18 protein-coding genes are annotated in these 22902 nt (G+C 44.6%); 6 read left to right on the plus strand and 12 right to left on the minus strand.

All coding sequences use genetic code 11. The features are described 5' to 3' along the window. Positions 1-72 precede the first annotated feature (72 nt). Positions 73-912 carry a fatty acid metabolism transcriptional regulator FadR gene (gene fadR / locus KI743_RS17270; RefSeq protein WP_032552021.1) on the minus strand — a complete coding sequence of 280 codons (840 nt, stop codon included), beginning with the start codon at positions 910-912 and terminating at the stop codon, positions 73-75. A 640-nt stretch (positions 913-1552) separates the two neighbouring features. Between fadR and nhaB the strand changes: the two genes are divergently transcribed. Continuing rightward, entirely contained in the window at positions 1553-3142 is a 1590-nt protein-coding gene (gene nhaB / locus KI743_RS17275; RefSeq protein WP_285467430.1) for a Na(+)/H(+) antiporter NhaB, read from the plus strand. A gap of 146 nt (positions 3143-3288) precedes the next feature. Next, a complete protein-coding gene (gene dsbB, locus KI743_RS17280) occupies positions 3289-3792 on the plus strand; it encodes a disulfide bond formation protein DsbB (protein ID WP_285467494.1) in 504 nt (167 codons plus the stop codon). A gap of 84 nt (positions 3793-3876) precedes the next feature. On the opposite strand, the gene KI743_RS17285 is transcribed toward dsbB, so the two are convergent. After that, complete coding sequence (locus tag KI743_RS17285) at positions 3877-4500, minus strand: SEC-C metal-binding domain-containing protein (RefSeq protein ID WP_285467431.1); 624 nt, start codon at positions 4498-4500, stop codon at positions 3877-3879. 191 nt (positions 4501-4691) lie between these two features. On the opposite strand from KI743_RS17285, the gene dusC reads away from it, so the two are divergent. Then, positions 4692-5654 carry a tRNA dihydrouridine(16) synthase DusC gene (dusC, locus tag KI743_RS17290; RefSeq protein WP_285467432.1) on the plus strand — a complete coding sequence of 321 codons (963 nt, stop codon included), beginning with the start codon at positions 4692-4694 and terminating at the stop codon, positions 5652-5654. 54 nt (positions 5655-5708) lie between these two features. Here dusC and KI743_RS17295 read toward each other — a convergent pair whose 3' ends face one another. The 4 genes from KI743_RS17295 to yfbV all read right to left on the minus strand — a co-directional run bounded on the left by KI743_RS17295 (position 5709) and on the right by yfbV (position 11083). Beyond that, complete coding sequence (locus KI743_RS17295) at positions 5709-7175, minus strand: diguanylate cyclase (RefSeq protein WP_285467433.1); 1467 nt, start codon at positions 7173-7175, stop codon at positions 5709-5711. A 186-nt stretch (positions 7176-7361) separates the two neighbouring features. After that, the gene (gene malZ / locus KI743_RS17300; RefSeq protein WP_285467434.1) at positions 7362-9200 is read right to left on the minus strand and encodes a maltodextrin glucosidase; all 1839 of its coding nucleotides are present in this window, start codon (positions 9198-9200) and stop codon (positions 7362-7364) included. A gap of 151 nt (positions 9201-9351) precedes the next feature. Continuing rightward, on the minus strand, positions 9352-10320 hold the full coding sequence (locus KI743_RS17305; protein ID WP_285467435.1) for an ABC transporter substrate-binding protein: 969 nt from the start codon (positions 10318-10320) through the stop codon (positions 9352-9354). A gap of 310 nt (positions 10321-10630) precedes the next feature. Further along, positions 10631-11083, minus strand: a complete 453-nt coding sequence (gene yfbV, locus KI743_RS17310; RefSeq protein ID WP_032552015.1) for a terminus macrodomain insulation protein YfbV — start codon at positions 11081-11083, stop codon at positions 10631-10633. A 341-nt stretch (positions 11084-11424) separates the two neighbouring features. Here yfbV and KI743_RS17315 point away from each other — a divergent pair, with 341 nt between their 5' ends. From KI743_RS17315 to KI743_RS24660, 3 genes are all read left to right on the plus strand, one after another. Continuing rightward, complete coding sequence (locus KI743_RS17315; protein WP_032552014.1) at positions 11425-12621, plus strand: acetate kinase; 1197 nt, start codon at positions 11425-11427, stop codon at positions 12619-12621. Positions 12622-12762: 141 nt separating this feature from the next. Then, positions 12763-14928 (plus strand): phosphate acetyltransferase, encoded by a 2166-nt coding sequence (gene pta, locus KI743_RS17320; protein WP_285467436.1) that lies wholly within the window; start codon positions 12763-12765, stop codon positions 14926-14928. A gap of 120 nt (positions 14929-15048) precedes the next feature. Beyond that, positions 15049-16053, plus strand: a complete 1005-nt coding sequence (locus tag KI743_RS24660; protein WP_285467437.1) for a GGDEF domain-containing protein — start codon at positions 15049-15051, stop codon at positions 16051-16053. On the opposite strand, the gene KI743_RS17330 is transcribed toward KI743_RS24660, so the two are convergent. The 6 genes from KI743_RS17330 to KI743_RS17355 all read right to left on the minus strand — a co-directional run bounded on the left by KI743_RS17330 (position 16050) and on the right by KI743_RS17355 (position 22776). After that, positions 16050-16991: a glutathione S-transferase family protein gene (locus tag KI743_RS17330; protein WP_285467438.1), complete on the minus strand. Its 942-nt coding sequence runs from the start codon at positions 16989-16991 to the stop codon at positions 16050-16052. The genes KI743_RS24660 and KI743_RS17330 overlap by 4 nt on opposite strands. Before the next feature lie 184 nt (positions 16992-17175). Continuing rightward, positions 17176-18168 (minus strand): murein tripeptide/oligopeptide ABC transporter ATP binding protein OppF, encoded by a 993-nt coding sequence (oppF, locus tag KI743_RS17335; RefSeq protein ID WP_285467439.1) that lies wholly within the window; start codon positions 18166-18168, stop codon positions 17176-17178. After that, positions 18165-19136, minus strand: a complete 972-nt coding sequence (locus KI743_RS17340; protein WP_032552010.1) for an ABC transporter ATP-binding protein — start codon at positions 19134-19136, stop codon at positions 18165-18167. The genes oppF and KI743_RS17340 overlap by 4 nt, the downstream gene beginning before the upstream one ends. A 51-nt stretch (positions 19137-19187) precedes the next feature. After that, the gene (oppC, locus tag KI743_RS17345) at positions 19188-20090 is read right to left on the minus strand and encodes an oligopeptide ABC transporter permease OppC (protein WP_032552009.1); all 903 of its coding nucleotides are present in this window, start codon (positions 20088-20090) and stop codon (positions 19188-19190) included. Between the two features lie 15 nt (positions 20091-20105). Beyond that, a complete protein-coding gene (gene oppB, locus KI743_RS17350) occupies positions 20106-21026 on the minus strand; it encodes an oligopeptide ABC transporter permease OppB (protein WP_032552008.1) in 921 nt (306 codons plus the stop codon). Positions 21027-21144: 118 nt separating this feature from the next. After that, positions 21145-22776 carry an ABC transporter substrate-binding protein gene (locus tag KI743_RS17355; RefSeq protein ID WP_032552007.1) on the minus strand — a complete coding sequence of 544 codons (1632 nt, stop codon included), beginning with the start codon at positions 22774-22776 and terminating at the stop codon, positions 21145-21147. Positions 22777-22902: the final 126 nt, after the last annotated feature.

The raw sequence follows: 22902 nt of genomic DNA on the forward strand, positions 1-22902 counted from the left end.
AAAAAACGGCGAGCTATCAGATAGCTCGCCGTTTTTGTTTATTCGCTGAAATCAGACTATTGACTGTATTTGTTAGCTGTCGTCTTCAGTAAAGTTCGTTGGCAGCGTCGTTTTCATTTCGTTCCAAATCTGTCCACTTGCAACACCGTAGTTACGAATCACTAGAGGCAAGTTTTCACGTTCACCGCTCTCACAGATTACTAGTAGCTCTTTATAGAAATCCATCGCTAGGCGACGCGCTTCTGGGTTAGAGAAGTAGTAGCTACCGATACGATCATAAAGCTTACGAACGCCATTGAAGATCAAACCATAGATTTGGTTGCCTGAATGAAACGCAAGGCGTTGGAACAACATGTAATCGTAAAAGTTGAACGTTTTAGCAATAAGAATAGCTTGACGTTTCTCTTCGTCTTTTTCGTTGTCTTCTTTTACTGCATGCTTAATCTTTTCTGCGTAAGGAGAAGACTCTACAAACTCATCCCACGTTTTAGACGCAAGCAGTGCTTCACATGATTCAATCACGTTGATGATTGTGCGCTCAGAGTTTTCTTTATTCGCTTTAAATGCATAGCGCATAAAGATAGGGCTGATATTTGTACGTGCTGCAAGCAAGTCTTCTACGATGTTAGTCGCATTATCAACGTCTAGCGTCATTAGCGTGTCTAGAATATGCAGACCCGACGTTTCCATGAACTGGTTCACCTTAGTTGGCTTACCATGTTGAATCGTCAACCAACCGTCACGGGCTAGACGCTGCAATACTTCACGTAGTGTGGTACGGGTAACACCGATTAATTCAGACAGCTCACGCTCAGCTGGTAGGATTGAGCCAGGGGGAAAACGGCCATTCCAAATACTTTCAATAATATACTTCTCTGCAAATCCTGCCGGGCTCTTCGCCTTAATGACCATCTACACTTCAATCCAATTTAATTATTTTGCTTTAATTGACTCATCATACCACTAGTTAGCGCCTCGCGGAAACACCTCGAAAAGTTTACTGACACCAAACCGACAATAGAGCTAAAACTCTAAATTGCAGCACACGTTTGCACCTTTAGTCTAATATCGCTGCAAGGTATAACATCAAATTAAACAAAAATTTAACACAACATTTTATCAATTAAATCAGAGATATAGCTCATGTTTTTAAATCTATTAAAATGCAATATTAAGTTGTAATAATCGAACATAAGGTGAGATTATTATGTAAATTTCAATCATTTCACGCAAATATTGATTCTAGTCGGTTTTTCTCACAATTTTAGTGTTATGCTTGCGCTACTTTGATCGCGTTTTTCAACAAAAAAGAGGTATTTTTAGGCCAACAGAGCATTTCCTGTTGACTAAATGTTATCTAAGAGTAGAGTTGCGCTCAAAAATGAGCAGTGCACGAGTTTCTAAGGGAGTGACTTGGCAAGGCCACAGAACATTACATGGAATGTAGTTTTTCTAAGTCACTGTTAGTTATAGTTTTTAACAAATTTCTATAGCTCGAAGCTCGAATGTTGTATTGCTTGTCAATTCATAATCAACATAAAAGAGTATTAACATGCCGATGTCTCTCGGAAACGCTTTCATCAAGAACTTTCTTGGTAAGGCTCCTGATTGGTATAAAGTTGCCATCATTTCGTTTTTAATCATCAACCCATTTGTTTTTTTCCTCGTTGATCCATTTGTTGCGGGTTGGCTATTAGTCGTAGAATTTATTTTTACACTGGCAATGGCGCTCAAATGTTACCCTCTTCAACCAGGTGGTCTGCTAGCTATTCAAGCTATCGCAATTGGTATGACCAAACCTGAAATGGTTTACCACGAAATCCAAGCCAACCTACCAGTATTACTCTTACTCGTCTTCATGGTTGCCGGTATCTACTTCATGAAAGAGCTCTTGCTCTTTATCTTCACAAAGATACTGCTTGGCATCCGCTCTAAGATTCTACTTTCTGTTGCATTCTGTATTGCAGCTGCATTCCTATCAGCGTTCCTAGATGCACTAACGGTTATCGCAGTAGTAATCAGTGTGGCTGTAGGCTTCTACTCTATTTACCACAAAGTGGCTTCAGGCAAAGGCTCTAACTCAGCACACGACCACACTCATGATGAAGAGATTTCAGAACTGACTCGTGAAGACCTTGAAGACTACCGTGCATTCCTTCGTTCACTGCTTATGCATGCAGGTGTTGGTACAGCCTTAGGTGGTGTAATGACCATGGTAGGCGAACCTCAAAACTTGGTTATCGCTAAACAAGCGGGTTGGGAATTCGGGGAATTCATCATCCGTATGTTGCCGGTAACACTGCCGGTATTCATCTGCGGCATCATCACGTGTGCACTTGTTGAGAAGCTAAAAATCTTTGGCTACGGTGCAAAACTGCCTGCTAACGTTCGTCAAATCCTTGTTGAGTTTGATAACACGCAGAAAGCAAGCCGCACTAAACAAGACATCGCGAAGCTTTGGGTTCAAGGCGCAATTGCAGTATGGCTAATCGTAGGTCTTGCTCTACACGTAGCTGAAGTAGGCCTGATTGGTCTATCTGTTATCATCCTAGCAACTGCGTTCACAGGTGTAATCGAAGAGCACTCTATGGGGAAAGCGTTTGAAGAGGCACTGCCATTTACCGCTCTACTTGCTGTATTCTTCTCAATCGTTGCTGTAATCATCGACCAAGGTCTATTTAAGCCTGTTATCGATTCGGTACTTCACGTAGAAGACAAAGGTGCACAGCTTGCCCTGTTCTATGTAGCGAATGGTATCTTATCTATGGTATCGGATAACGTATTCGTTGGTACGGTTTACATCAACGAAGTGAAAACGGCGCTAGTTGAAGGCATCATCAGTCGCGACCAATTTGACCTACTTGCAGTAGCGATCAACACAGGTACTAACCTACCTTCAGTTGCAACGCCAAATGGTCAAGCAGCCTTCCTATTCCTGCTGACTTCTGCTCTAGCACCACTTATCCGCCTTTCTTACGGCCGTATGGTAATCATGGCATTGCCTTACACTATCGTACTGGCTCTAGTTGGTCTTGCAGGTATTGTGTTCTTTGTTGAGCCAATGACAGCTTGGTTCTACGATGCAGGTTGGATTGTGCAACACACTGGTGAAGTGACCTCAGTGATTTCAAACGGTCACTAATCACCATAACGTGTCGTAAAGCTAATAAGTGAATCTAAGTAATGAAAAATAATCATTGATTAGGAAACTTATCCAAGATAAAAAGCTCTGAGTAATCAGGGCTTTTTTAATTTTATTGAAGGACTAAATTCGTGAACTTTCTTGTAATGCTCAAAGATTTCTCTAAAGGCCGACTTTCTTGGCTATTGTTACTTGGCTTCGTAATCTTCTTTGAAGCATGTGCGTTGTTCTTCCAACACGTTATGATGCTTGGCCCATGCGTAATGTGCATCTATGAGCGAATTGCTATGCTCGCCATTGGTGTTGCTGCAATGATTGGCGCTATCGCACCTAACAACCCTATAGTATGTTGGCTGGGCTTGGCTGGATGGGGATTCGGAGCCTACAAAGGTTTAATGTTATCGCTCGAGCACGTCGACTATCAGTTCAACCCATCTCCTTTCGCAACCTGTGATCTATTCGTGACTTTCCCAAGCTGGGCACCATTGAATGAATGGGCACCTTGGATGTTTGAGGCTTACGGCGACTGCGCTAAAGTTGTATGGCAGTTTGTTGGTTTATCAATGCCACAATGGTTGGTGGTGATTTTCGCAGGTAACCTGATTGCACTGGGTCTCATCGTGATCTCTCAGTTCGCTAAATCGAAATAGGCGAAATTTGAAATACCAATAAAAAAGTCGACCGATGAAGGTCGACTTTTTTGTTTTTCTGTTTAGCGAGCCGTTAGTTTAAAACTAAGCTTGCGCTCGACCGCAGCACTGCTTAAACTTCTTGCCGCTTTCACATGGGCAAGGATCATTTCGGCCAATATTTTTAAACGGGTTTACGCTTTGAGCTTTGTTACCTAACATAGCTTCATCTGCAGCCAATGCTACTTCGTTAACCATTAAATCAACTTGACCAACTAAATCTGCAAACGCAGGTGGATTTTCCAGTCCTGCGGCTACCATTTGCTGCTGAGTCTGTTCTTCATCGATTGCTAACATCAGTGTCGTCAGAAGGGCTTGAAGCATTCTCAGTGTACCGTCAGCCATATTCGCTTGTTGCCACTGCTCTTCCACAGTCGGCCAAACCATCATAAAACCTTCAGCGAAATCCGCAAATTGCTCATTGAAATCACCTTCAGTAAGAACCTCTGTCAGTAAGTATTCACTGCGCTGAATTAGATTATGTTGACGGTTAATCTGTTCAGTAACCAAACCGATGAAGCTCTCTTCTGCTTCTGGCGAGATCACAGCCAGCCACTCTTTCGGGTCTAGTGGCTTAGTAGCAAGGTTAGATGCCAAGATTGCACCTTCAACAAACTGAGGCGTACACTCTTGCGGCAAGCCATCTTGTTTTAATAGTTGATATGTCATTAATACTTCATCGTTCATATGAGATTTGCGCTAAGTATACTCGTTATCGTCCATCTGCACAGTTTACCTTTGGCTGAATTTACCGAGATGAGGTAAATTTCCTGAAAACGCGCCAATAGTGACAATCAGCAAGGGACACCGTACAATCACGCCTCTTTATTTTCAGGACAGAGATGTTTCGGTAGTTCTATATGCGAGTAATACTAGGCCCGATGGAGGGTGTGTTAGACCACCTAATGCGAGAGATCCTCACAGAGATCAACGACTACGATCTTTGCGTGACGGAATTCGTTCGCGTCACCGATCAGCTGCTACCACCGCACGTCTTTCATCGTCTATGTCCAGAGCTGCACCAAGGCTCTCAGACTATGGCTGGTGTCCCTGTTCACGTACAACTGCTTGGTCAGCACCCTGAATGGATGGCACAAAATGCCATTCAGGCAGCAAACCTTGGTGCGAAAGGCATTGATCTTAACTTCGGTTGCCCGGCTAAGGCGGTTAATAAGAGTAATGGTGGCGCTTCTCTACTCAAAGAGCCCGACCTTATCTACAAGGTCGTGAAAGCATGTCGCGAGGCAGTGCCTGAACATATCCCTGTTTCAGCTAAAATTCGCCTTGGTTGGGAAGATCCTGAAGAGTGTTTTGAGATTGTCGATGCCATCGAGCAAGCTAAAGCTGATGAGTTAACAGTCCACGCCCGCACTAAAATAGGAGGTTACAAAGCCTCTGAGATTAAGTGGGATTACATCAACCAGATCCGTCAGAAGACGACAATACCACTCATTGCCAATGGTGAGATTTGGAACTACCAAGATGGTCAGAACTGTATTAAAGCGACAGGTATAGACTCCCTAATGGTGTGCCGTGGCGCGTTTAATGTTCCAAATTTAGGTAACGTTGTAAAACACAATCACCAACCTATGCCTTGGAAAGAGGTGTTAGCATTGCTGTTGCGCTATTCTGAGTTTGAGATTGAGGGCGACAAAGGGCTTTACTACCCTAACCGCGTCAAACAGTGGTTTGTTTATCTGCGTAAAGAGTACCCAGAAGCGGAAGAGATCTTCCGTGAAATCCGTACCTTTAAAAAGGCGGCACCAATCGTAGAACACATTCAGCGCTATCAAGATAAACTATTAGCCGCTCCGATAGCCTAGCCCCTCAAAACAATGCATTCGTCGTCAGAGCGACATTCAACGTCGCTCTGAACATTAGAATACAATCTTGTTCTTACCTGTCGTTTTCGCAAGATACAGCTTCTCATCCGCACACTTAAACACTTCGTCAAAGTTCAAGTGAGTGCTTTCAGACTCAACAATGCAAGCACCACCGGAAACCGTGAAGCCTCCTTCGATAACATGGGTCGACTGTTCACAAATCGCAGTCTTCACACGGTGGAGGATATTCTTCAACGTCTGGCGCTCCTCTCCCCTCAGGTAGACAACGAACTCCTCTCCACCAAACCGAGCGCCAACATCACTACTACGAATCCCATTGTGGATCTGGCGCGCCATATAGCGAATCACCTCATCGCCTTTATCGTGACCGAAGGTATCGTTAATGCTCTTGAAATTATCGATATCAAATACCACCAGCACGAACAGCTCGTCATGTTGAACATTACGCCAGAAAGCCTCTAGTCCACGTCGGTTGAGCAAACCTGTCATCGGGTCTTTGGCCGCAAGTTCTTTAAAGTAGCCCTTTTCAATTGTGCTGTTGATGTAGAAAAAGATCATTACCATGAACAGATACACAGTGAGCGCGACAAAGACACTGTCCGTTTCCGTCTTAACAAAAGCTTTCAGCTCTTTCATCACGTCAAGTTGATAAAAGATCATATGGTGTGCAGCGACACCATTTAGCTCCAAAGACTGTATCCACACTGCGTCATCAGGCGGCAGTGCATGAGTAAGGTCGACTATATTTATCTGGCCAGCGAGTAGATGGCTCTGTGACGTCAGTAGCTTACCTGAGTCGATATCCACAGAGAGCATGCCTTGATGGCTGCCTTTGTAAAATACCGGTATCGTCATGCTAATCACTCTATCCAACGTATCAGTTCGATAAGTAGGGCCTGCTAGGGTTAACAGATCTGGATTGTTGGCTGTTCTCTGCCAATATGGGCGGCTCTTAATTGTCGACAAGAGCTCTTTCCCTAAGCCTTTGGCGAAATCCTCAGGTGAAGAGATCACATACCCCTTAGCATCAATAAAGTGAACGCCAAAGTAGTAATCATCTAATTGCGCTAAGAAAGAGAGAATGGGGGCGAGCGCCACTTTCTCACTGGCACTTCGATAGGCATCACTCAATTCAGAGCACAAGGACTCATTACCAACCAACATATAGTTAATATCAACGGAAGGGATATCTGCGGTTTTACCGTCGGCAAGCAACAAGCCATCAATCGGCCATATGCGGCACACGCCATCTACCACGGTCTTATTGTGGTCTAAGAATAGAGGGTTACTGGATTTGTAGTAATTAGAGAAGCTGTAGTCGAGAGCAGTAACAACCGTCGTCGTTCGTTCAAACGCATCAATGATTCTTTGATATTCGTACGTAACTTCTTTCTCTACCGCATCGAGGTGATTTTTAGCGATAAGCGCAAGCAACATGCTGATAATAATGGCGGGAAAGCCAAAAACAAAGGTTAGGCTAAAGTGCCTATTAACTTTCATAAACTGTATGCTCTTCTGCTTATCTATTTCCCATTAATATTATTACATCAGTAACGACATTCAACCCGATAAAATTATGTAATTTGTTATTTCACAAATAGATATGACTCGAAAACTTAGCCCCTTGTCGCTGATGAGTCGAACAAGGGGCTACTTTAATGGTAACTAGTAAGTGAGCAATAGGGGTTAGTCAACAAGCACTAGCGAAGAGACCGGTTTTAGTGACAATTGCAGCTGGCCATCTTCAACGCTCAACACAGAGTTTTCATCGAATAGCGAGCTAAGTTCACCAGATTCAAACCCTAGCTTCCAAACTGGAAGCGTAACGTCAGAGACTGATGAACCAAGGTTTATGGCAACTAACGTGTGTTCTTGGTCCAAGCTTCGAGCATAAACCAACACGTTGTCCTCACAGTAAAGCTCTTGGTAAGCGCCTGTTTGCAAACTTTGACGCTCATGCCTCAACTGAATGAGTCTCTGAGTAAAGACATACCAGCTCGACGTCTGTTCTTCTCCCCACGGGAAACAACGTCGGTTATCTGGGTCTTGACCACCTTCTAGTCCCACTTCAGTACCGTAGTAAAGGCAAGGCGTTCCGACGTAGGTCATCAGTAACGTCAGAGCAACAGCCTGTTTCTGTGCATCACCGTCAAGCAATGAGATAAAACGCGCAGTATCATGGCTGTCCAGTTGATTCAATTGAGACAGTTGATTCTGCCAAGGCACTTTTGCACGAGCTTCAGCTAGCCAGTCAGAGAAATCTCGCATACTGATATCAATTGGCTCATAAGCGATGTCTTGCTTAGCCAAAAGAGCGCGAACGGGATGAGCAAAGCCGTAGTAGTTCATCGAACCATCTTCTTGGTCTCCCTGCAGCCACGAAGTTGCTTCAAAGAAGTGCTCTCCGAGTATGTAGGCATCTGGATTTTGGCTTTTAGCCGCGTTACGAAACTCTCTCACGTAGTGGGCGTTGTTATAAGCACCCTCGCCTTCACCAAGCATATGGATCACATCAAAACGCCATCCATCAATCCCATAGGGCGCTTTTAGCCAGTGTTTGATCACCGAATCTTCTGATTGATAGATGTAGTCTCGAACTGAGTCATTAGAGAAGTTCAATACGGGCAGAGAGTTGATGCCTTTCCAACCTACGTAACTTTTCGGGTCATTGTCATTGAAAAAGTAGTAGTCATGGTACTCAGAGTCAGGCTGACCAAAAGCCCCAAAGCCACTTTTGCCTAACTTATCAAACCATGGATGCTCAACCGACGTGTGGTTAAACACCGCATCTAACACCACTTTCATACCTCTTGAATGCAAATCAGCTGACAGCGCAGCAAACTCCTGATTGGTACCAAAGTGAGGATCGACATTGTAATAGTCGGTGGTGTCGTATTTATGGTTGCTTGGCGATTCGAATATTGGGTTCAAGTACAGCGCCGTAATACCCAAATCTTGCAAGTAATTGAGTTTGCTATGTATGCCCGCTAAGTCTCCACCAAAGAACTCCGCAGCACCAGTACCATTATGGCCTTCAACCTCAGTCCCCCACTCTTTTACCACGACATCAAGAGTGCCCTCTTTTAATCGGTACTCGCCAGGCTGAACACTAATCTCGGGGTTCCCATTACAAAAACGTTCTGGGAATATTTGGTAAAACACTTGTTCGGCAACCCAACTTGGCGGTTGATGATCAGCATTGTACTTAAAGTGATGCGCACGGCTTGGCATGCGCAAGTGAACGCCTTGTGAGTCCAACCAGAATTGGCCAGTGTTATTCAATAGCTTAAAGGTATAGTGAGTAATGGATTGATCAGAGTTAAGTGGAATCTGCGCTTCCCAGACAAAAAGTCGCCCTTGTTTTCCGACCAAAGACATGTCCACCAGATACTCTTCATTGTCTGGTTCATGGCGAATTTGCACCTTAGTCCAGTCATCACGATCTGTATGGAGCTTTAAAGTAAGAACTCTTTGCTCAAGTTGAACATAATCGCAGGTTTGAGCATGGAATAGATATGGACGCATAACGAATCTCGAACGTTGATTGATTCGCTAAAGATATGAAAAATCCTATTCGTAACAATGTGAAAACTATCAACAATTAAAGTGGATCACGCTTTGTAGCCCTACATTGTTCAAATAAAGTTCACTGGTTAGTGTTTTGTAGGGCTATCGTTTACTGCACGCTTGTCGCTTGATCTAAAATGGAAGTTGGCAATGTGATTCGAAACTTCTTTAGTGCCTCAAGATTTATCTTGAGGGTTGAGCTTTTAGGCGTTCTTACATTTAGCTTCCCCGGCTTTTCACCCTCTAAAATCGCAGCCACATACTCTGCCGTTTCTAAGCCAATTTGGTAGTAATCAAGACCAGCTCCAATAACCGCACCATTTTTGACATACGCGGTGGTCCCCGCAACGACAGGTGTGTTCTGGCTATCGGCGGCTTGAATCAGATCATCGATGGCACTTGCCACTGTATTATCGGTCATCGCATAAACCACATCAGATTTGGCGGCCACTAGACGAGTTTTCTCTTCCACCTCATCAACAGTGAACACTGGCTCGATATGCAATGTTAAATCGTATTGTTTCGCTGTGTCTTTCAACATTGACGTTAGAGCGACCGCATTCGACTCCCCTGGGTTATAGACAACACCGATAGAATCTACATCGGGCATCAACTGTTTAATAAGCTCGACGTGTTGATGCACTGGTGAGAGATCAGACAACCCCGTTACATTTCGACCCGGCTTTTCCAAACGTCTTACCAGACGCGCACCAACAGGGTCCGTCACTGCTGTAAACACAATAGGAATGGTGCGCGTTGCTGAAACTAACGCCTGAGAAGATGGAGTCGCTATTCCGACCAATACGTGCGGGTTTTTGCTCACCAACTCTCTGGCAATTCTAGCAGCTTGGGCAGGCTTACCGTCTGCGACTTGTGATGTCAGCTCTAAATTCTTACCATTTTCATAGCCACGAGATTTTAAGCCATCAATCAGCCCTTTGTGAGCTGCGTTTAAGTCGGGATGATCGATAATCTGAGAGATAGAAACTTTTACACTGCTTGCTAGAGAGACACCAGAATAAAAGAGCGCCACCACACTCATCAACATGGCACTCGACCAATTCAACCTTATTTTCATCAGCACTCCCTGTGATGCACTCTCCTGCCTGCTTCCATATAACCACTGTTGCATAAATGGAATGGCGTATCATTACATTACTGACAGTATTACCAGTAACAGTAAAGTAACGAAAGCTAAAAATAACAAAAGTGCAACAAGTGTCGAATTTATGAGCTAGCTTCAAAAGTTAGAGTGAAAGGTCTGAAATGGAAAATTGAAAAGGCGACTAAGCGCACAAAAGAAAAGCAGGAGCAGGAGAGATCAAAAACGCCCCAAAGGAATCTCAAGGGCGCAGTGATTTATGGTGTTGTTTGAATCTTGGTTTAACTTAGAACCAACGCTCCATTGATGACTTATCAAGTTGTCGGAAGGCTCGATTCAAAATGATCGCCAGCTCTTTATAGCGTGGGCGAGACTTCATTGGCTCTAAAGCAAAGCCCGTTTCAGTAATCTTTTCATGCAGTTCACGATACCAAGATACCAATGCTGGTGGCAGTTGCGTATTGGAGCGGTTGCCCAACCACCACATACCTTGCAGTGGTAAGCTAATCGCAAACAAGGCCATAACCACAGCTTGCGGCATCGCTTGATAATTGTTGAATACCATCTGCGTTAAAATGCTGATCGCGGCGATCGCTGGCATAACCTTAATACCAAAGCGAGTAGCCTTAATAATGCGTTGCTCGGGAAAGATCGCATTTAACTCTTTTCTGACAGGCCAGAGATCCATGTACTTTTGGCCATCTTTTAAACTACTGGCTAACCCAACTCTATTGCTCATATGAGTCTCCCGTTAAAAAAAAGTTGAAATCATCAACTAAAAACGCAAAAAATTGACGAAAAATAATATTCTTTCAAATTTTTTTGTTATATTTGCACAATATCGCTATTATTTGCAGACCTCAATCTCATTGTTGCCCTTATTTACAATTTAAGCAACTTTGTGACGACCTCTGCAAGGATTGCACCTGTCCCTTTTATGACGAAAGGCGACATTCACTTATACGGAAATTAATGTTTTTTTGACCAAGATTAGTACGCAAGCTTGTGTGCTTCGTCTATTCTTGTGATTGATTTTCACCCTTAACTGATTTTATCAGACAAATTTACAGGTAGTCATTCATGTCTAAGCTAGTTTTAGTTTTAAACTGCGGTAGTTCTTCTCTTAAATTCGCTGTTGTTGACGCAGAAAACGGTGACGAGCATCTAACAGGTCTTGCAGAGTGTCTGCACCTTCCTGAAGCTCGCATCAAGTGGAAACTTGACGGCAAACACGAAGCTCAGCTAGGTAATGGCGCGGCTCACGAAGAAGCGCTAGCGTTCATGGTAGAAACTATTCTTGCTTCTAAGCCAGAACTTGCTGAAAACCTAGCAGCAGTTGGTCACCGTGTTGTACACGGCGGCGAGAAGTTCACTCAGTCTGCACTAATCACTGACGACGTACTAAAAGGTATCGAAGACTGTGCTGCTCTAGCACCACTTCACAACCCAGCTGCGATCATCGGTATCAAGGCGGCTCAAAAGTCATTCCCTGGCCTACCAATGTCTGCTGTATTTGATACTGCATTCCACCAAACAATGCCTCAAGAGTCTTACCTATACGCTCTACCGTACAACCTATACGAAGAGCACGGCATCCGTCGTTACGGCATGCACGGTACTTCTCACCTGTTCATCGCTCGCGAAGTAGCTGAGCAACTAGGCAAGCCAGCTGATGAAGTAAACATCATCAACTGTCACCTAGGTAACGGTGCATCTGTTTGTGCAATCAAGAACGGTAAATCTGTAGACACTTCTATGGGTCTTACTCCTCTTGAAGGTCTAGTAATGGGTACTCGTTGTGGTGACATCGATCCTGCGATCATCTTCCACCTACACGATTCTCTAGGTTACTCTGTTGAAGAAATCAACAACATGCTAACTAAAGAGTCTGGCCTAGCTGGTCTAACTGCAGTTTCTCCAGACTGTCGTTTCGTTGAAGACAACTACGGTAAAGAAGAAGCAGCAACTCGCGCGATGGACGTAATGTGCCACCGCCTAGCGAAATACATCGCTGGCTACACTGCAACTCTTGACGGTCGTCTAGACGCTATCGTATTCACTGGTGGTATCGGTGAGAACGGTGCTCCAATCCGTGAACTAGTACTTAACCGCCTAGGCATCTTCGGTATCGAAGTTGACGGCGAAGCTAACCTGAAAGCTCGCTTCGGTGGTGAAGGTGTTATCACTACTGCTGACAGCCGCATCCCTGCGATGGTTATCTCTACTAACGAAGAGCTAGTAATCGCTGAAGACACTGCACGTCTAGCAGGTCTTTAATCAAGATTTATACCGCTAGCTCATCCGGGCTAGCGGTATTTTGATACAAAAATGGGGCTCAGCTTCTATTCCTATTCCTACCCTCCAATAGGAATATGAAGTTGAGCTTTTTTAATCCAATAGCTAAAGGTACTTATACGAATGTCTCGTACTATTATGCTTATCCCTACAAGTGCTGGTGTTGGTCTAACTAGCGCAAGCATGGGTGTTCTTCGCGCAATGGAGCGCAAAGGCGTTAAGGTTTCTTTCTACAAACCAATCTCTCAACCACGCTCTGGTGGTGATCAACCTGATCTAACTTCAACTATCGTTGGCGTAAACAGCGATGTTAAGATCGGTCAACCTCTAGCGATGTCTGTTGCTGAAAGCCTAATCGGTAACGACAACATGGACGAGCTACTAGAAACTGTTGTTGAGCGTTACAACCAGATCAACAAAGATGCTGACGTAACACTTATCGAAGGTCTAGTACCAACTCGTAAGCACCCATTCGCTAACCAAGTGAACGCAGAAATTGCTGCGACTCTAGGTGCTGAGATTGTACTTGTTGCAACTCCGGGTACAGACAACCCAGCTCAACTTAAAGAGCGCATCGAAGTAGCATGTTCTAACTTCGGCGGCACTAAGAACAAAAACATCTCTGGTGTTATCATCAACAAGCTTAACGCTCCAGTTGATGAAGCAGGCCGTACTCGCCCTGACCTATCTGAAATCTTTGACGATTCAGACAGCGCTCAGCAAAGCGAACTAAAAGTGATGGAGATCTTCAACACGTCTCCAATCCGTGTACTTGGTTGTGTGCCTTGGAGCATCGAGCTAATCGCGACTCGTGCTGCAGACATGGCTTCTCACCTAAACGCTGAAATCATCAACGAAGGTGAACTGAACACTCGTCGTATCAAGAGCATCACGTTCTGTGCGCGTTCACTGCCTCACATGATTGAGCACTTCAAGCCAGGTTCACTACTAGTAACTTCGGCTGACCGTCCGGACGTTATCGTTGCAGCAGCACTTGCAGCAATGAACGGCGTTGAGATCGGTGCAGTTCTTTTAACTGGTGGCTACGATATCCCTGCAGAAATCGAAGAGCTAATCAAGCCAGCTCTAGAAAGCGGTCTACCAATCTTCAAAGCGCAAGGTAACACTTGGCAGACTTCTCTGAACCTACAGAGCTTCAGCCTAGAAGTTCCAGCTGACGATAAAGAGCGTATCGAGTTCATCAACGAACACGTTGCAGGCCACATCGACGGCAACTGGATCGAGTCTATGACTGAAGGTACTCAGAAGTCTCGTCGTCTAAGCCCACCAGCATTCCGTTACCAGCTAACTGAATTCGCTCGTAAAGCAGCTAAGCGTATCGTTCTTCCTGAAGGTGACGAGCCACGTACAGTTAAAGCTGCGGCTATCTGTGCTGAGCGCGGTATTGCGGAATGTGTGCTTCTAGGTAACCCTGAAGAGATCAAACGTGTTGCTGCACAGCAAGGCGTTGAGCTAGGTGCTGGCGTTAAGATCATCAACTCTGACGAAGTACGTGAAAACTACGTTGCTCGTCTAGTTGAACTACGTGGCGCGAAAGGTATGACTGAAGTTGTTGCTCGTGAGAAGCTACAAGATTCAGTATTCCTAGGCACAATGATGCTTGAGAACGACGAAGTTGATGGCCTAGTTTCTGGTGCTGTTCACACAACTGCGAACACTATCGTTCCTCCGTTCCAAATCATCAAGACTGCACCTGATGCGTCTATCGTATCTTCTGTATTCTTCATGCTGCTACCTGACCAAGTACTGGTTTACGGTGACTGTGCGATCAACCCAGATCCAACAGCAGAACAGCTTGCTGAAATCGCTATCCAATCTGCTGATTCTGCAGCGGCATTTGGTATCGAACCACGCGTTGCTATGATCTCTTACTCTACTGGTGAATCTGGTAAGGGTGCAGACGTAGATAAAGTACGTGAGGCGACGAAACTTGCTCAAGAGAAGCGTCCAGATCTAGTTATCGACGGCCCTCTACAGTACGACGCAGCTATCATGGAAAACGTTGCAGCTTCTAAAGCTCCGAACTCTCCAGTAGCAGGTAAAGCGACTGTATTCGTATTCCCAGACCTAAACACGGGTAACACGACTTACAAAGCGGTACAGCGTTCAGCAGACCTAGTATCTATCGGTCCAATGCTTCAAGGTATGCGTAAGCCAGTAAACGACCTGTCTCGCGGCGCTCTAGTTGACGACATCGTATACACAGTAGCTCTAACAGCTATCCAAGCTGACCAAGCAGCTCAAGCTGAAGAAAAAGCAGTTAACTAATTTAACTCAGCTATATAAATACAACTATCTATAAGCCCATGTTGATGCATGGGCTTTTTTTATGTCAAAATACAACATGAAATACCAAATAATTGAAACACTACGCCAAGGCTGAGAGAAGTGACTATAGAATTCACCAAAGTATCTGTTATTCGAGATAATGTTTTGAAGAATGTCAGCATCCTTCTTGGGCTGTTTGTACTTGTAGTGGCATCAACCAACCTATTTCTGACTCACAATCACGTATTAGGCGCGATAGAGGTATTAATCTCACTGACTTTCTTTCAGATCTACTACAAAGTTAGAGGCTATAACAACCTCACATGGCAACCTGTGTTAGTCGCATCTCTTATAACAGCTGGTCTGCTTTACGGCTTTTACCACACGAAACCTAACTCAGCGATTGTGATGTGGGTATATGTGCTCCCTCCACTCTATCAGTTGTTATTCAATCGAGTCATCGGCTCCATTGCAACCTTTGCCATGTTTACAGCAACTTCACTAATTTACTTCCCTAACCTTTTTAACGAAGACGTCTACCCTTTTGCTTTTGTAAACTTTGCCATCCCCTATACCATGATATGGGTTATCGCCTATAACCATGAAACAGTGAGGATTGGTGTTCAAAAACGACTAGAAGAGCTAGCAAGAACTGATACTCTCACTGGTGCGCTAAACCGTTTAGCTCTTCAGCAAGATACCGCCTCTAAGATCCATTGTTGTGCCATTAGCCACCTGCTGCATTTTGATGTCGATTGGTTTAAACAGGTTAACGACACTTATGGGCATAGTGCCGGAGACGCAGTGCTAAAGAGCCTGGTTAAGCAAGTTCAAATACTACTTCCAAAAAGCAAAATTTATAGGATTGGTGGTGAAGAGTTTTGCGTTATCTTCTGTGCGGAACACTTAGAACAAGCCAAGAAAACGAGCGAAAAAGTTAGAATGAGTATTGAAGAACAAGTAATCAAGAGTCGTGAATCTGAGATTCATATTACAATTAGCGGTGGCCTCATCGCTCTGCCAACTAAATGCATGAGTGAACAGCTAGATTTGGCTCTACAAAAGACAGATAAAGCACTTTATAGAGCCAAAAAATCCGGCAGAAACACAATTTGCCTAGCCTAAATATCACGCCCGTGAGCGGATTCTAGGTCGAGCTCTGGGCCCTTCGGTACCACTTGTGTTGGGTTGATACCTGTATGGCTGTAGTAATAGTGACGTTTGATATGGTAGAAATCCGTCGTCTCTTTAATACCCTTCACTTGATACAGCTCTTTCATGTAGCCATTCAGGTGTGGGTAGTCAGCAATACGTTTTTTATTACATTTGAAGTGGCCTACATACACAGCATCAAAACGAATCAGAGTCGTGAACAAACGCCAATCCGCTTCGGTAATTGTATTTCCAGCTAAGTAACGACTTTTTGCTAGGTGTGCATCGACTTTATCCAGAGCAGCAAATAATCCTTCATATGCTTCTTCGTAAGCCTCTTGGGTAGTCGCAAAGCCACAACGGTAAACACCATTGTTGATATTCGGATAAATAAAATCATTCCATTCATCGATCGCGTGGCGAAGTGCAGGTGGGTAGTAATCATCGTCATTACCCGTTAGGCCGTTAAACGCAGAGTTGAACATGCGAATGATCTCTGATGACTCATTGCTCACGATAGTGTTGGTTTTCTTATCCCACAGAACTGGCACCGTAACGCGCCCAGTATAATCCGGCTTAGCTTGCGTGTAGATTTGGTGTAGGCGGGTATGACCAAACAATGGTTCAGGCAACCCCATCTGCCAGCCTTCACTCATCATGTCAGGGCATACAACGGTGACATCGATATGTTCAGTTAGGCCTTTAAGCTCGCGGAAAATAAGTGTTCTATGTGCCCAAGGACAAGCCAGAGAAACATACAGATGGTAACGTCCACTTTCGGGTTGAAACTGCGCGTCTGCGCGGTTCTCTACCCAGCTACGAAAGCCTGCATCTTCACGAACGAACTTTCCATTGCTTGCCTTAGTGTCGTACCAGACATCATGCCACTCACCTTGTATTAACTTACCCATCTTGAACCCCTTCATATCCGAACTTTTTATACCAAACACAACCAGTATAAAAAAAGCCAACTTTTTCAAAACTAGAAGAAGTTGGCTTAGTTGTTCGAATTATTTGAATAAGAGCTACAGATAAAAAAAGCGTGACCGTTTGACCAGTCACGCTTAAGCCTGTCACAGGCTGAATTACGTTCGATTAAACCTGTACATGAAGACAAGATACCGCGTGAACGTCGTTACCTTGAATTCTAGGTTTTGTCTCAGCACACGCTTCTGTCGCTTGAGGACAACGAGTACGGAATACACAACCTGATGGTGGGTTGATTGGTGATGGTAGATCACCTTCCAACATCTGAATTGTCTTGCTGCGCTCAATACGAGGATCCGGGATTGGAACTGCAGACATCAGTGCCTTGGTGTATGGGTGCTTAGGATCAGAGAACAGAGCATCTGATTCACCTAGCTCAACCGCATTACCTAGGTACATTACCAATACACGGTCAGAGATGTGCTTAACAACTGACAAATCGTGCGCGATGAATACCAGCGAGAGACCTAGCTCTTTTTGTAGTTCTTTCAGAAGGTTAACAACTTGCGCTTGGATAGATACGTCCAGTGCTGATACTGGTTCGTCACAGATGATCATCTTAGGCTTCAAGATAAGCGCACGTGCGATACCGATACGCTGACACTGACCACCAGAGAATTCATGCGGGTAACGGTTAATGACGTTTGGTAGTAGACCTACCTTCGCCATCATCTCTTTAACGCGGTCCTTTACTTCCTGCTTAGAAAGCTCTGGGTAGAATGTCTCTAGCGGCTCAGCAATAATGTCACCTACTGACATACGCGGGTTAAGCGATGCAAGTGGGTCTTGGAAAATCATCTGAATCTCTTTACGAGTTTCACGACGTTGAATCTCTTCCATTTTTGTTAGGTCTTGACCTAACCACATTACTTCACCGTCTGTTGCTTCAACCAAACCGATGATTGCACGAGCAAATGTTGACTTACCACAACCTGACTCACCTACTACGCCCAGCGTCTCGCCTTCGTAAAGGTGGATATCAACGCCATCAACCGCTTTAAGGTTAGAAGGCTTAGCCCAAGGCCATGCCGATTTAGCAGCGATGCTAAAGTGAACCTTAAGGTCTTTAATGTCTAATAGTAATTGCTTATCTACACTCATTTTTTCCAAGCCTCCCAATCAGAAAAACATGCACGTTGACGGTCATTTCCGAATGGCGTCAGAATCGGTGCTTCTTGCTTACAACGGTCCATTACACGATGACAGCGGTCTTGGTAAGGACAGCCTGGTGGTAGACGAAGTAAGTTTGGCGGGTTGCCTGGGATAGTTGGAAGAATCTCACCTTCAGTATCTAGACGAGGGATCGCTTTCAACAGACCCTCCGCATATGGGTGGCTTGGGTTGTAGAAGATTTCATCTACTGTGCCGTATTCCATGGTACGACCTGCGTACATAACAAGTACTTTGTCACAAGAACCCGCAACAACACCCAAATCGTGGGTAATCATGATGATTGCTGTATTGAACTCATCTTTCAGTTCGTTCAGCAGCTCCATGATTTGTGCTTGAATGGTTACGTCCAGTGCTGTTGTCGGCTCATCGGCGATAAGCAGCTTAGGACGACAAAGTAGCGCCATTGCAATCATTACACGCTGACGCATACCGCCAGAGAATTCGTGTGGGTACATGGTAATACGCTTACGCGCTTCTGGAATCTTAACGGCTTCAAGCATACGTACAGATTCTTCGAATGCTTCTGCTTTGCCCATGCCTTTATGCAGCATCAGCACTTCCATCAACTGATCGCTTACCTTCATATAAGGGTTAAGCGAAGTCATTGGATCTTGGAAGATCATCGCGATCTGTTCAGCACGAACTTTGTTTAGTTCTTTTTCTGGAAGGTTAAGAATCTCTTTACCTTCAAATTTTGCACTACCAGAGATGATGCCGTTTTTTGCCAGCAACCCCATGATAGAGAATACAGTCTGTGATTTACCTGAACCTGACTCACCTACGATACCTAGCGTTTCGCCTTGGTTAAGTGAGAAGTTCAAGTCATTTACTGCGGTTACGATACCATCTTGAGTGGTAAATTCGACGCGCAGGTCTTTGACATCTAATAAGCTCATCATTGCTTCCTTAATCTTTTATAGCTTTTATATTTTTATTTGCTATTTAGTTTATCTGTCTTTTGGATCAAGCGCGTCGCGCAGGCCATCACCTACATAGTTAAAGCAGAACAGCGTAACTACCATGAATGCTGCAGGGAATGCCAGTTGCCAGATAGCAACTTCCATCGTCTGCGAACCTTCTTGAAGCAGTGCGCCCCAGCTTGTCATAGGCTCTTGAACACCAAGACCAAGGAAAGATAGGAATGATTCCGTCAGGATCATGCTTGGGATAAGTAGAGTTGAGTAAACCGCTACGATACCCAGTACGTTTGGAACGATGTGACGTGTAATGATCTTCCATTTGCTTACACCACATACGTGAGCAGCTTCAATGAACTCTTTACTACGTAGGCTCAACGTTTGGCCACGTACAATACGCGCCATATCAAGCCAAGCAATCGCACCGATCGCAACGAAGATAAGTACAATATTACGGCCAAAGAAGGTTACTAGTACGATAACTAGGAACATAAATGGAACCGCGTACAAGATCTCAAGGATACGCATCATCACTCGGTCAGTACGACCGCCAATGAAGCCTGAAGCTGCACCGTAAAGCGTACCAATCAATACCGCTACGAAGGCACCCATCACACCAACCATCAACGAGATACGGCCGCCAATGAGAGTACGTACGTAAAGGTCACGACCTAAGCTATCAGTACCAAACCAGTGGTCAGCGTTTGGACCAACGTGCATTGCATACCAGTCAGTATCGTCATAAGTGTATTGAGCCAGCATTGGTAGGAAGATAACCGCCAATACCATCAGTGTCAGAATAAACAGACTCACCATCGCAGCTTTGTTACGCATAAAACGAATTCGCGCATCTTGCCACAAACTACGACCTTCAATTTCTAAGTTCTCAGAGAACTTTTCGATCGCTTCTAAATTTTCTTTTTTCTTCAACATAACCATGCGTCCCTGTTAGTAGCGAATTTTCGGGTCAATAACCGCTAGCAAAATATCAACAATTGCGTTGAATAAGATGAATAGGAAACCAATCAAGATGGTTACACCCATTACTAACGAGTAGTCACGGTTAAACGCAGCGTTCACGAACAGCTTACCGATACCTGGTAGGCCGAAGATGGTTTCAACAACCACCGAACCTGTGATGATACCTACGAATGCCGGGCCCATGTACGAAACAACAGGCAGCATCGCTGGCTTAAGCGCATGTTTAAGAATGATGTAACGGTAACTTAGACCCTTAGCACGAGCTGTACGGATAAAGTTACTGTTAAGAGTTTCGATCATGCTACCACGAGTAATACGAGCGAACGTTGCAACGTATAGAAGCGACATTGCGATTACAGGCAGAACGAGGTAAATAAAGGTACCACCATGCCAGCCACCTGCTGGGAAGATGTTCCAGTGAAGCGAGAATAGGTAAATCAGAGCGGGTGCCAATACAAAGGATGGCATTACAACCCCGAGCATGGCGGTCGACATTATGGTGTAGTCGATCCAGGTATTATGCTTCAAGGCGGCTATGGTTCCGACCGATACCCCCATAATCAGCGTAAAGATGAAGGCAACGAAACCAACCTTGGCAGAAACAGGTAGTGCTACTGCGATCAGCTCATTTACTGTGTAATCTTGGTACTTAAACGAAGGACCGAAGTCGCCTTGCAGAATGTTCGTTAAGTATGTTGTGTATTGCTCAAATACTGGTTTATCTAAACCGTATTTAGCTTCGATGTTCGCCATAACTTCTGGCGGTAATGGACGCTCGCTTGAAAACGGGTTACCCGGTGCGAAACGCATAAGAAAGAAAGATATAGTGATCAACACCAACATTGTTGGGATCGCTTCAAATATCCTTTTCATAATGAATTTAAGCATAAACTCACTCTTTCAGTCTGTGACAATTAAAATTAGAAAGACGCTACATGCGCGCCCTGCGCATGTAGTGTCTGTATCGTTATATTTTTATATTAACTTTCTAGAATCGAAGCGCAGATTACTGAGCTTTGATGTAGAGGTCTTTAGAGAAGATTTTCTCTTCCGCGTTTTCAGCTGGGAAACCACCAACTTGCGGAGAAAGTAGACGTGAACGCACGTATTGGTAAATCGGTGCGATTGGCATATCGTCAGCCATCATCTTCTCTGCTTCTAGGTAGATAGCTTTACGCTCTTCTTCAGAAGTAGATTTCAGTGCTTTGTCGATAAGAGCATCGTATTCTGCGTTGCCCCAGTGCTGACCACCTGTTGTGTTCGCACTTACCATTAGAGTTAGGAATGAAGATGCTTCGTTGTAGTCACCACACCAACCAGCACGCGCAACTTCGAAGTCACCTTGATCTTTAGAATCTAGGTATGTTTTCCACTCTTGGTTCTCAAGAGTTACTTTAAGACCTAGAGTCTTCTTCCACATAGAACCAAGTGCTACTGCAATCTTCTTGTGGTTTTCGTTAGTGTTGTATAGAAGAGTGAACTCTAGAGGGTTGCTCTTGCCGTAGCCTGCTTCTTCAAGAAGACGTGCAGCTTCTGCGTTACGCTCTTTCTGAGATAGCTCACCGTAAGCAGCCATTTCTGGATCGAAGTTAGCTGTGATTTCAGGTGTTAGGAAGTAAGCTGGTTTTTGGCCTTGGCCAAGGATAGCACCCGATACGATGTCACGGTCGATAGCGTAAGAGATCGCTTTACGAACACGTACGTCGTTGAATGGTTCTTTCTTCGTGTTGAAAGAGTAGTAGTAAGTACACAGGCTACCTTCAACAGATACAGAATCTGCATGTTCTTTCTTCAGACGCTTAAAGTGCTCAGTTGGCAGCGTTGAAGTGAAGTGGATCTCACCAGATAGGAAACGGTTCATTTCCGCTACTTGGTTTTCGATCGGTAGGAAAGTAACTTTGTTTAGGACAGTTTTGTCGTTGTCCCAGTAGTTTGTGTTACGAACCATTTCTAGACGCTCGTTCACAACCCAGTTGTTTACTTTGAACGCGCCGTTACCAACGAAGTTTTCTGGTTTAGTCCATTGATCACCAAACTTCTCAACCGTTGCTTGGTGTACTGGCTTCATTGTTGTGTGGCCAGTCATCATTACGAAGTATGGTACTGCTGTTTCTAGCTCAACAACAAGAGTCTTATCGTCTAGTGCTTTAACGCCTAGTTCGCTCTTGTCTTTCTTACCAGCAATGATGTCTTTCGCGTTCACCATCTTCGTGTACTCCATGTACCAAGAGTATGGTGATGCTGTTGCTGGATCTACCGCACGCTGGAAGCTGTAAACGAAATCGCCAGCAGTTACTGGGTCGCCGTTAGACCATTTTGCGTCGTCGCGTAGGTGGAAAGTGAAAGTTTTGTTGTCAGATGTTTCCCAGCTTTTTGCTACGCCAGGAATAGTGTTGCCGTCCGCGTCTTGATTCACTAGACCTTCTAGTAGGTCACGAATTACGTGAGACTCTGGTACACCTTGAGATTTGTGTGGGTCGATTGTTGCAACTTCAGTACCGTTACCACGAACGAGTTCCTGAACCTTTGCCAATTTTGTACCCGCTGGAACGTCCGCAGCGATTGATGTAGTAGAAGTGGCAGCCACTGCCAGACCAGCACCTAGAAGAAGGGCCTGAGTGATTTTATTCTTGTACATGCATAAACTCCAAGTTTTTGTATTGCATCCATGACTTCTTTGCTTGGTTCACTGAACGGTTAGTGATTTAGATTTATTTAGCTCAATTTTTGAGCATAAAAACCTAAAACCTTACAAAGATTGCGG

This window comes from Vibrio sp. D420a (genome assembly GCF_030248625.1).
Classification (GTDB): Bacteria; Pseudomonadota; Gammaproteobacteria; order Enterobacterales; family Vibrionaceae; genus Vibrio; species Vibrio fortis_A.

What these genes read in the sequence shown, in the direction of transcription:
- fadR (WP_032552021.1), bottom strand. Translation starts at nt 912, where the DNA reads ATGGTCATTAAGGCGAAGAGCCCGGCAGGATTTGCAGAGAAGTATATT.
- nhaB (WP_285467430.1), top strand. Translation starts at nt 1,553, where the DNA reads ATGCCGATGTCTCTCGGAAACGCTTTCATCAAGAACTTTCTTGGTAAG.
- dsbB (WP_285467494.1), top strand. Translation starts at nt 3,289, where the DNA reads ATGCTCAAAGATTTCTCTAAAGGCCGACTTTCTTGGCTATTGTTACTT.
- KI743_RS17285 (WP_285467431.1), bottom strand. Translation starts at nt 4,500, where the DNA reads ATGACATATCAACTATTAAAACAAGATGGCTTGCCGCAAGAGTGTACG.
- dusC (WP_285467432.1), top strand. Translation starts at nt 4,692, where the DNA reads ATGCGAGTAATACTAGGCCCGATGGAGGGTGTGTTAGACCACCTAATG.
- KI743_RS17295 (WP_285467433.1), bottom strand. Translation starts at nt 7,175, where the DNA reads ATGAAAGTTAATAGGCACTTTAGCCTAACCTTTGTTTTTGGCTTTCCC.
- malZ (WP_285467434.1), bottom strand. Translation starts at nt 9,200, where the DNA reads ATGCGTCCATATCTATTCCATGCTCAAACCTGCGATTATGTTCAACTT.
- KI743_RS17305 (WP_285467435.1), bottom strand. Translation starts at nt 10,320, where the DNA reads ATGAAAATAAGGTTGAATTGGTCGAGTGCCATGTTGATGAGTGTGGTG.
- yfbV (WP_032552015.1), bottom strand. Translation starts at nt 11,083, where the DNA reads ATGAGCAATAGAGTTGGGTTAGCCAGTAGTTTAAAAGATGGCCAAAAG.
- KI743_RS17315 (WP_032552014.1), top strand. Translation starts at nt 11,425, where the DNA reads ATGTCTAAGCTAGTTTTAGTTTTAAACTGCGGTAGTTCTTCTCTTAAA.
- pta (WP_285467436.1), top strand. Translation starts at nt 12,763, where the DNA reads ATGTCTCGTACTATTATGCTTATCCCTACAAGTGCTGGTGTTGGTCTA.
- KI743_RS17330 (WP_285467438.1), bottom strand. Translation starts at nt 16,991, where the DNA reads ATGGGTAAGTTAATACAAGGTGAGTGGCATGATGTCTGGTACGACACT.
- oppF (WP_285467439.1), bottom strand. Translation starts at nt 18,168, where the DNA reads ATGAGTGTAGATAAGCAATTACTATTAGACATTAAAGACCTTAAGGTT.
- KI743_RS17340 (WP_032552010.1), bottom strand. Translation starts at nt 19,136, where the DNA reads ATGAGCTTATTAGATGTCAAAGACCTGCGCGTCGAATTTACCACTCAA.
- oppC (WP_032552009.1), bottom strand. Translation starts at nt 20,090, where the DNA reads ATGTTGAAGAAAAAAGAAAATTTAGAAGCGATCGAAAAGTTCTCTGAG.
- oppB (WP_032552008.1), bottom strand. Translation starts at nt 21,026, where the DNA reads ATGCTTAAATTCATTATGAAAAGGATATTTGAAGCGATCCCAACAATG.
- KI743_RS17355 (WP_032552007.1), bottom strand. Translation starts at nt 22,776, where the DNA reads ATGTACAAGAATAAAATCACTCAGGCCCTTCTTCTAGGTGCTGGTCTG.